Below are 8,488 nucleotides of genomic sequence, written 5' to 3' on the forward strand. Positions count from 1 at the left end.
ACCTCATATTTTTCATTATCAAGAGTAATATATTTTTTCCCATTTTCTTCATATGTATATTTACATTTATCTCTACCTATTGCTACAAGATTTTTTCCTTTATCATCTGGATCTGTGCCTGGTATATGTCCCTCTATTAATTTGTATGGTAATTCTTCATTTAAAGCTATAATAAGGTCTGCTATATGTAACGAATTTACTTCTTTATAATTTACAGCCAAGCCTTTTGTAATAATAATATTAGCTTTATCAATATTCTTTAAATCTTCTGATATCAAAGAGGAATCAGAAGATTTTATTATTTCCATTTTTATCCTTGATTTATATACAGATTCAATCCTATCTTTTTCTTTTAATTCAGCAATATTAAGTGTATTTAGAATTCCAAATACGCTTATATAGATTGCAAATTGCCCTATCATAACAAATATTAATATCATTTTATGTCTAAAAAGTATATTTATTATTTTTTTCATTTCTAATCCACCTCTAGTTTAATTATTACTATGAATTAACTCTGGTATTTTATATCTATTTATTAGAATAACCGGAATCATACTTGAAATTACTATAATAAGAGATGCAATAAGAAATAATACTAATGGCAAAATAATCATTGTACTATATAATGTTATCTTATAAAGCAAATTTGATGGGTAGTCTGCTAATTTTATAATAATGCTTCCATTATATAACTTTTGATTAATGGCCCAAGCAATTATTGCTGCTAAATAGACTATAATTGCATTCTGTTTGATGATTAAAAATGATATTTTTCTTCTACTATATGTACATATAGATAAAATACCATATTGTCTTTTTTCAATCATTACATATGTTATTGTCATTATAGTTATAGTAATTATATTAACTAGTAATACTACAATTAAAATATAAAGATTGGGACTATGAAGAATATTATTATCTTCCTGTGCTTCTAGTATTTCCTCTCCCCTATTTATAACTTGTATGTTGATATCATAACTTTCTGCAATTTTTAAAATTTCCTCTTTTGCAAGATTATAATCACCTTCATCTACGTAGAAATTTATATAATACCCATTATAAAATTGAAAATCCTCTACATTTTCTACAATAGCAACAAATGAATCATCCAAATTATATAAATCTAAATTAGTCCATCCCCCAAATAATTCTTCACGATACATAGCATCATCTTTATCTAAATAGCCATAAACCTTACACTGTTTTCCACTGCTTAAATTAATAACATCACCTATATCAAACTTATTTCTTAAATTGTAACCTACTACAACTGGTATATATTCTGTATCTTTTAACATATTCTCTTTTAATTCATTTTCCACACTAATATTATATGAAGTTAACATACTTTCATCAATAATATAAAGATCTGCATTTATCCCTTCATAAATATACTCTGTGTAATTAAAACCAATACCTTTTATATATTCACTTTTTTCAAAATCTTGCTTTACTTTTTTTATATCAATATTTCCTGATTCAACATCATCAACCATTTTTATCAATCCAACTCGACTTTCATTTATTGAAAACATATTGTGAATTCTTTGAGTATAAACTTTATTAGATATACTTTCCATCAATTCATTGGAAATCATATAAAAAGAAATTATAGACATTATTGTCATAACAAATATAGATAATGGTCTTTTCATAAATATTCTGTAAATTAATCTAGCATCTACCATATTCACCCTCTATTATATTACCTTTTTTAAATCTATAATCTTTAGTTTTCTTCGACTTATTTCAATACATTTACCACTCTTTAAATATAAATACCTGCTATTTTTTCTAGTATCTTCCACATGATTTTTATTAACCATAGTAGATTTATTAACCCTTAAAAATTCCTTATTTTCTAAAATCTCATAATATTGTCTTAATGAACCCCTAATTTTATGTTCTAAATTATCACTAATAAAATATAGATAATGACCCCTCACTTCTACATACTCTACAAGTGATAAATCAATCTCTTGAATTGTCATACATATCCTCCCCATTCTTGCTACTTTGATTTTATTAATAACAAGTGGATTATTATATCCACTTGTTATTATTTCATAATAATATCTATTACTATTACTTATACAATGTAATACTATACACTGGGTAAGAATCCTTATATGTTTTGTGTTCCGTTACATAATCTTCTATGTATTCATAACCACTTGTGTAATTAACATCTTTATTATCCACACCCACAAGTTTTGTTTCAGTATAACCACCCTCATATGTCTTTATTACTTTAACTGATGATTGTTGTGCACCATTTCTTCTTACTGTACCAGCACTTATTTTATACAATCCATCTCTTCCTTCTACATTTCGATAGGCATATCCATATGTTCCAACATTCTCCCCTGCATATACCAATGCTAATGAAGACAATATAACTGACGATGTCAATAACGCCGCTACAAAAAATCTTTTTAGTTTCATAAATCCCTCCTATTTATAAAAAATTTTATAAATTTATTTTATCATAGTTTTTATATATTACAATAGTTTGGCTTTAATCGGTCAAAATCATTTTTCATATATATATACTAAAATCGAGTAGGAGGCGGTGACTAACCGCCGTCCTCTCACAGCACCGTACGTACCGTTCGGTATACGGCGCTTTCAATAGTTGACGTGCACAGACTGATAGGCTGTGGCTAAATCATAGAAGCCACTGTTTATCAGTCTTTCTTTTGACATTGCTCTTTTTACGGTTGTTAGATTTGCATTGAACCAATGTCCTCTGCGACTGTTAGCCGCCATGTGCGCATAGTATTCTGGAATTCCCATTTTGATAAGATTCCTCATCTTGGTTTTGGGTTTCTTCCATTGTTTCCATATACACATACGGATTCTACGATAGAGCCATCCATTGATGTCATCTATGTTGTTCTTCATGCTCGCTTTACCGTAATAGTTAAGCCATCCTCTCGCATATACCTTGATTTTCTCAAGACTGGGCTTGATGGACTGCACAGACTTACGGGAAGATAAATCTTTCAGCTTTGACTTAAACTTCTTCCATGACTTTGGATGAACCCTGACATAAATGCCACTTGCGTTCCTTCCCAATGCAAAGCCAAGAAACTTAAAATTTCGGATAGCAAACACGCTAACAGTACGACTTTTCTCTCGGTTAACTGTCAATTTCAGTTTCTCTTCGAGATATTTCGTACTGCTTTCCAAGAGTCTCTCTGATGCTCTTTTGCTTTTCGCTAGAAGGACGATGTCATCTGCATATCTTATGCAGGGCACACCCCTTTTTAGAAACTCTTGGTCGAACTCATTGAGGTAGATATTCGCAAGAAGTGGAGATAAATTCCCGCCTTGCGGTGAACCTTCTTCTGTATCAATAACCACTCCATTTTCCATTACCCCACTTTTCAGATAACGCTTTATTAGTTGAACTACACGTTCATCCTTCACATTCCTTCTGAGGAGATTGATAAGGATTTCATGATTCAAGATGTCGAAATATTTTGATAAGTCCAAGACTACTGCAAAAGTGTAACCTTGTTCTGCGTATTCTTTTACCTTCTGTATAGCGTCCTTTGCGCTTCTGTTTGGGCGATAGCCGTAGCTTCCTTCCGCGAACAATGGTTCATAGATTGGCACTAACTGTTGAGTTATTGCCTGTTGGAGTGTTCGGTCTATCACGGTAGGTATGCCAAGCTTACGCACACCTCCATCTGGTTTTGGAATCTCAACTCGCCTGACTGGCGATGGAGTGTACTTACCACGGTATATTCGGTCAGCTAACTCCTGCTGATGTTCCTTAAGGTACGGAAGTGCCTCTTCGATAGTCATTCCATCAATACCTGGCGCTCCCTTGTTTGCCTTAACTCTCTTATACGCTCTATTAAAGTTATCCTTATACAGTATCGCTTCCAAGAGCTTCGGCTGTGCACTGTCTCTTTCTTTCCATATCCGATTGAATGACCTAAGCGCTTTCGCATACCCTTTGTGTTCCGCACTATCTCTTTGCGAACAGCCATTATTATCTATGTTTTCTGCCATTAACGGTCATTCCTCCTTTCTCGGTCATACTTAAGACTCCTACTGATTCGGTCCTTCGGTTAGCATGTCCATGTTTCCATGTTCATATTCCTACTATGACCTCTGCTGACTTCTGCGTGCTCAGCACCGCCTCGTTTCCTTGTACGGTGGTTACTCCTTTCAGAGCGTTTCACACAGACCTCCCTAGGTACCACACGTTTCTTCCTCTCCATCCATCTGCCTCATTTATCATGCATGATTCCGTGTAGTTATTGGGCTTCGACTTGAGTTGCAGCCTTACCCTCATGCATAACCTCGTATGAGATTTCTGTACGTCAGACCAGAGATTTGCCCGTAGATTAGTATGTTCTCCACATCCAGCTTCCTTCGGATTCCGCCTCGCGACAGACACCCTTGCCTTCGGCTATATCCTTCCCACTACCGGGCGGATTCGGGACTTTAACCCGTAAGAAACTTGCGCCGCTAGGCGCACAACAAAAAAGAAGGGGCTGTGAAAAAATGAGATAATCATTTTTTCACAGCCCCTTGTTAAATTTTATAAATATTAATTGCTTTTACTCATACAATGTTTTTTTATAAACCGGAAATGAACCATTATATGTTTTGTGTTCCGTTACATAATCTTCTATGTATTCATAACCACTTGTGTAATTAACATCTGTATTTTCCAAACCCGAGAATCTTGTTTGAACTTCACCATCATAATATGTTTTTATTACTTTAACTGATGATTGTTGTGCACCATTTTTTCTTACTGTACCAGCACTTATTTTATATACTCCATCTCTTCCTTCTACATTTCGATAGGCATATCCATATGTTCCTTCATCATACCCTGCATATACCAATGCTAATGATGACATTATAACTGACGATGTCAATAACGCCGCTACAAAAAATCTTTTTAGTTTCATAAATCCCTCCTATATATAAAAAAATTTATAAATTTATATTATCATAATTTTTATATATTACAATAGTTTGGCTTTAATCGGTCAATATTAATTTATAAACTTATCTTTATTATCCTCTCTCCATTCCTGATAGGCATTCGCATCGTTAACCATATATCCATTTTGTCCATCAAATAAATATGTAATATTTTCCTCTGAAATATCTGTTACAACTATATAATAATCTTCATATGCATCATTATATTGAGTAAAATCTATATAATATACACCCGACTCATCTAAATTATAGCTAGATAAATGATCAAAGCTTTTATAATCTTCTTCGATTCCTTTACAATATTCTTCATATTGCGTCCCTGAATATGTATACGTTCCCAATTTATCATTAAAGTATTCTTTTGATACTCCATAAATATCAAGTTGAAAGCTCATATCACATTCAAAAAAATCCTCGTATAAAGCTGCTGAAAAAGGTAATACATCACATCTACATCGTGTATGATTTGATATTATTGTCTTATAATTATCTGGATCAAATACTGATGGCGAGTCTTTTGAAACATCCCCATATAAAAGTCCAGAACTTATTGCTTCAAAATCAATATAATAATAATCTATAATTTCATTATTCTGTATAATTGGTATTTTACTATTTTTACAGAAAAAGAGCCCATCACAAGAATAATCTTGAATCATATCCGTTCCTATAGGTGTTTTTATCGATACTTTTACAGAATTTATTTCATCTAATATTGTATATATTCCACTTTCAAAATATTGATTAGGATAGTATACTTCTATCATATTATTTTGTTTATTATAAAAATCAAGTTCGGGCTTTCTAACCCAGCTATTAACATTATAATATTTTTGTCCACTATTATCTATTAACTCAGATGTTTGTTCATAAGTGAATTCTTCTGATAATTTTTCTTCTGTTTCACTTTCACTTGTTTTACTACATGCTGATAAAAAAATAAACATACAACTTAATGTAACACAAAAAATTTTTTTCATACATCCCCCATTAATATTAAATTATTAATTCAATAGTAGCATAAATATAGTATTTAACAATAGTTTGGCTTTAATCGGTCAATATTAATTTATAAACTTATCTTTATTATCCTCTTTCCATTTCTGATAAGCATTCGCATCGTTAACCATATATCCTTTTTGTCCATAAATAAAATATGTAAAATTTTCCTCTGAAGTATCTGTTACAACTATATAATAATCTTCATATGTATCATTATATTGAGTAAAATCTATATAATACACACCTGATTCATCTAAATTATAGCTAGATAAATGATCAAAACTTTTATAATCTTCTTCTATTCCTTTACAATATTCTTCATATTGCGCCCATGAATATGTATACGTTCCCAATTTATCATTAAAGTATTCTTTTGATACTCCATAAATATCAAGTTGGAAGCTCATATCACATTCAAAAAAATCCTCGTATAAAGCTGCTGAAAAAGGTAATACATCACATCTACATCGTGTATGATTTATTATATTTGTCATATAATTATCAGGATCAAATACTGATGGCGAGTCTTTTGAAACATCCCCATATAAAAGTCCAGAACTTATTGCTTCATTATCAATATAATAATAATCTATAATTTCATTATTCTGTATAATTGGTATTTTACTATTTTTACCAAATGACATACCGTGACTATCATAATTTTCTATTTTCTTTGTTCCATTCGGAACATTTATTATCATACCTTTATTATCAAGGGAATCTAATATCGAATATACGCCACTTTCAAAATATTGATTAGGATAGTATGCTTCTATCATATTATTTTGTTTATTATAAAAATCAAGTTCGGGTTTTCTAACCCAGCTATTAACATTATAATATTTCTGTCCACTAGTATCTATTAACTCAGATGTTTGTTCATAAGTAAATTCTTCTGATAATTTTTCTTCTGTTTCACTTTCACTTGTTTTACTACATGCTGTTAAAAACATAAGCATTAAACTTAATGTTGTACACAATATTTTTTTCATACATTCCCCCCATTACTAGTCAAGACTCGCTCACAAGTCTAGCGCTGGATTCGGGTCTGCTGAAGCAGCCCCGAATTCCTGTCCGAATCCGTGCGCATCCTCGCGGAGCGTTTAACTCAGTCGGAGCTTGTACTCCGACTGAGTTAAATTATTAATTCAATAGTAGCATAAATATAGTATTTAACAATAGTTTGGCTTTAATCGGTCAAAATCATTTTTCATATATATACTAAAAACAAAAAGGTTATCAAGTTTTGCCACTTGATAACCTTTTATAATTTCTAATCTTTGATTTTACCTAATCTAAACATTTTTTATATCATCTATTATTTTCCCATCCATTAGCTTAATAATTCTATCTGTTTTATTAGCCACCTTTTCATCATGTGTAACAATAATAACTGTTTTTCCTTCTTTATTAATACTGCGTAAGATATCTGTTACTTCTTCACCCATTTTTTGATCTAATGCACCCGTAGGTTCATCAGCAAGAATTAAATTTGTATCAAGTGCTAGAGCTCTTGCAATTGCTACTCTTTGTCTTTGTCCACCTGATAATTTATTAATTTTTTTATTCTTCTCTTCTAACAAATTCATCTTTTCCAATAAAGATAAGGTCTTAGTCTTTCTTGATCTTACTTTGTTAATTAATAAAGGTAATTCTACATTTTCATAACATGTAAAATTTTCTAATAAGGCATAATCTTGAAATATAAAGCTTATATTATCTCTTCTAAATTTTTCTTTTTTTCTTTTTTTAAGTGAAGTTATATTATTATCATTTATATACACCTCACCTTTACTTACATCATCAAAGCATGCAATAATATTTAGCAAAGTAGATTTTCCTGAACCAGATGGGCCCATTATAGAAACCATTTCTCCATCATTGATTTTTAAATTAATATCATCTAAAGCGACTTTATTATAATCACCATCTTTAAAAACTTTTGTTAACCCCTTAATATCTATCATAACTACTCCTTTAATCTCATGCTTGTAATATTTAATTTTGTCATTTTTATATATGGATATATCATAGATAAAGCTGTAACTAATAATATAACTATAAACATACTTATTATATTCTTAGCATCAACACTAAAATACATTAATCCATTCATTCCAATTGTATTTAATAATGTAGCAACTAATCCATATAAAATTAATGTAAAGCTACTAATAACAACAAATGATATCATTAATCTTTTTATGATGAATGAATTTTTTGCGCCAAGAATTTTATAAATTACAATTTCTTTTTTATAGTCTAGGAAATAGAATTCAGATATTACAATACAATTACATAAACTAAATAACAAAATACATATTTTTTTGCTAATGTTATTTCTAGCTAAAGTTTTTCCAATTTCACTTTCTCCTCTACCATAAAGTTGATATGAATCTATAGCAGCGTCATTATTACATGTTTTTATTGCAACATAAACATCTTCATAAATATCACTTACATTAATTTCATTTGATAAAATCTCTATATTAAAATACGTAAGCTC

10 protein-coding genes are annotated in these 8,488 nt (G+C 30.5%); all 10 read right to left on the bottom strand.

Annotated features, from left to right (window positions below; all coding sequences use genetic code 11):
• A partial coding sequence (locus G600_RS14745) for a hypothetical protein (RefSeq protein ID WP_034246573.1) occupies positions 1-476 on the bottom strand: 476 nt, incomplete at its 3' end.
• A gap of 18 nt (positions 477-494) precedes the next feature.
• The gene (locus G600_RS0112930) at positions 495-1,694 is read right to left on the bottom strand and encodes an ABC transporter permease family protein (RefSeq protein ID WP_027432268.1); all 1,200 of its coding nucleotides are present in this window, start codon (positions 1,692-1,694) and stop codon (positions 495-497) included.
• A 12-nt stretch (positions 1,695-1,706) separates the two neighbouring features.
• Positions 1,707-1,997 carry a LytR/AlgR family response regulator transcription factor gene (locus tag G600_RS0112935; protein WP_027432269.1) on the bottom strand — a complete coding sequence of 97 codons (291 nt, stop codon included), beginning with the start codon at positions 1,995-1,997 and terminating at the stop codon, positions 1,707-1,709.
• A gap of 94 nt (positions 1,998-2,091) precedes the next feature.
• Positions 2,092-2,451, bottom strand: a complete 360-nt coding sequence (locus G600_RS0112940; RefSeq protein WP_027432270.1) for a hypothetical protein — start codon at positions 2,449-2,451, stop codon at positions 2,092-2,094.
• Between the two features lie 183 nt (positions 2,452-2,634).
• The gene (ltrA, locus tag G600_RS0112945) at positions 2,635-4,029 is read right to left on the bottom strand and encodes a group II intron reverse transcriptase/maturase (protein ID WP_027432271.1); all 1,395 of its coding nucleotides are present in this window, start codon (positions 4,027-4,029) and stop codon (positions 2,635-2,637) included.
• Between the two features lie 554 nt (positions 4,030-4,583).
• Positions 4,584-4,943 carry a hypothetical protein gene (locus tag G600_RS0112950; protein ID WP_027432272.1) on the bottom strand — a complete coding sequence of 120 codons (360 nt, stop codon included), beginning with the start codon at positions 4,941-4,943 and terminating at the stop codon, positions 4,584-4,586.
• A gap of 87 nt (positions 4,944-5,030) precedes the next feature.
• Positions 5,031-5,960, bottom strand: a complete 930-nt coding sequence (locus tag G600_RS0112955) for a hypothetical protein (protein WP_027432273.1) — start codon at positions 5,958-5,960, stop codon at positions 5,031-5,033.
• 84 nt (positions 5,961-6,044) lie between these two features.
• Positions 6,045-6,974, bottom strand: coding sequence for a hypothetical protein (locus G600_RS0112960; RefSeq protein WP_027432274.1), 930 nt, complete (start codon positions 6,972-6,974; stop codon positions 6,045-6,047).
• Between the two features lie 303 nt (positions 6,975-7,277).
• Positions 7,278-7,949 carry an ABC transporter ATP-binding protein gene (locus G600_RS0112965; protein WP_034246576.1) on the bottom strand — a complete coding sequence of 224 codons (672 nt, stop codon included), beginning with the start codon at positions 7,947-7,949 and terminating at the stop codon, positions 7,278-7,280.
• 2 nt (positions 7,950-7,951) lie between these two features.
• Positions 7,952-8,488 (bottom strand): ABC transporter permease (locus G600_RS14750; protein ID WP_034246579.1); only part of this gene is annotated, 537 nt, incomplete at its 5' end.

Source organism: Lachnospira multipara ATCC 19207 (assembly GCF_000424105.1).
In the GTDB taxonomy this organism is placed as follows: domain Bacteria; phylum Bacillota; class Clostridia; order Lachnospirales; family Lachnospiraceae; genus Lachnospira; species Lachnospira multipara.

Bases quoted from the DNA above. Each gene is read 5' to 3' on its own strand.
- G600_RS0112960 (WP_027432274.1), bottom strand. From the start codon at position 6,974: ATGAAAAAAATATTGTGTACAACATTAAGTTTAATGCTTATGTTTTTA.
- ltrA (WP_027432271.1), bottom strand. From the start codon at position 4,029: ATGGCAGAAAACATAGATAATAATGGCTGTTCGCAAAGAGATAGTGCG.
- G600_RS0112935 (WP_027432269.1), bottom strand. From the start codon at position 1,997: ATGACAATTCAAGAGATTGATTTATCACTTGTAGAGTATGTAGAAGTG.
- G600_RS0112955 (WP_027432273.1), bottom strand. From the start codon at position 5,960: ATGAAAAAAATTTTTTGTGTTACATTAAGTTGTATGTTTATTTTTTTA.
- G600_RS0112950 (WP_027432272.1), bottom strand. From the start codon at position 4,943: ATGAAACTAAAAAGATTTTTTGTAGCGGCGTTATTGACATCGTCAGTT.
- G600_RS0112940 (WP_027432270.1), bottom strand. From the start codon at position 2,451: ATGAAACTAAAAAGATTTTTTGTAGCGGCGTTATTGACATCGTCAGTT.
- G600_RS0112930 (WP_027432268.1), bottom strand. From the start codon at position 1,694: ATGGTAGATGCTAGATTAATTTACAGAATATTTATGAAAAGACCATTA.
- G600_RS0112965 (WP_034246576.1), bottom strand. From the start codon at position 7,949: ATGATAGATATTAAGGGGTTAACAAAAGTTTTTAAAGATGGTGATTAT.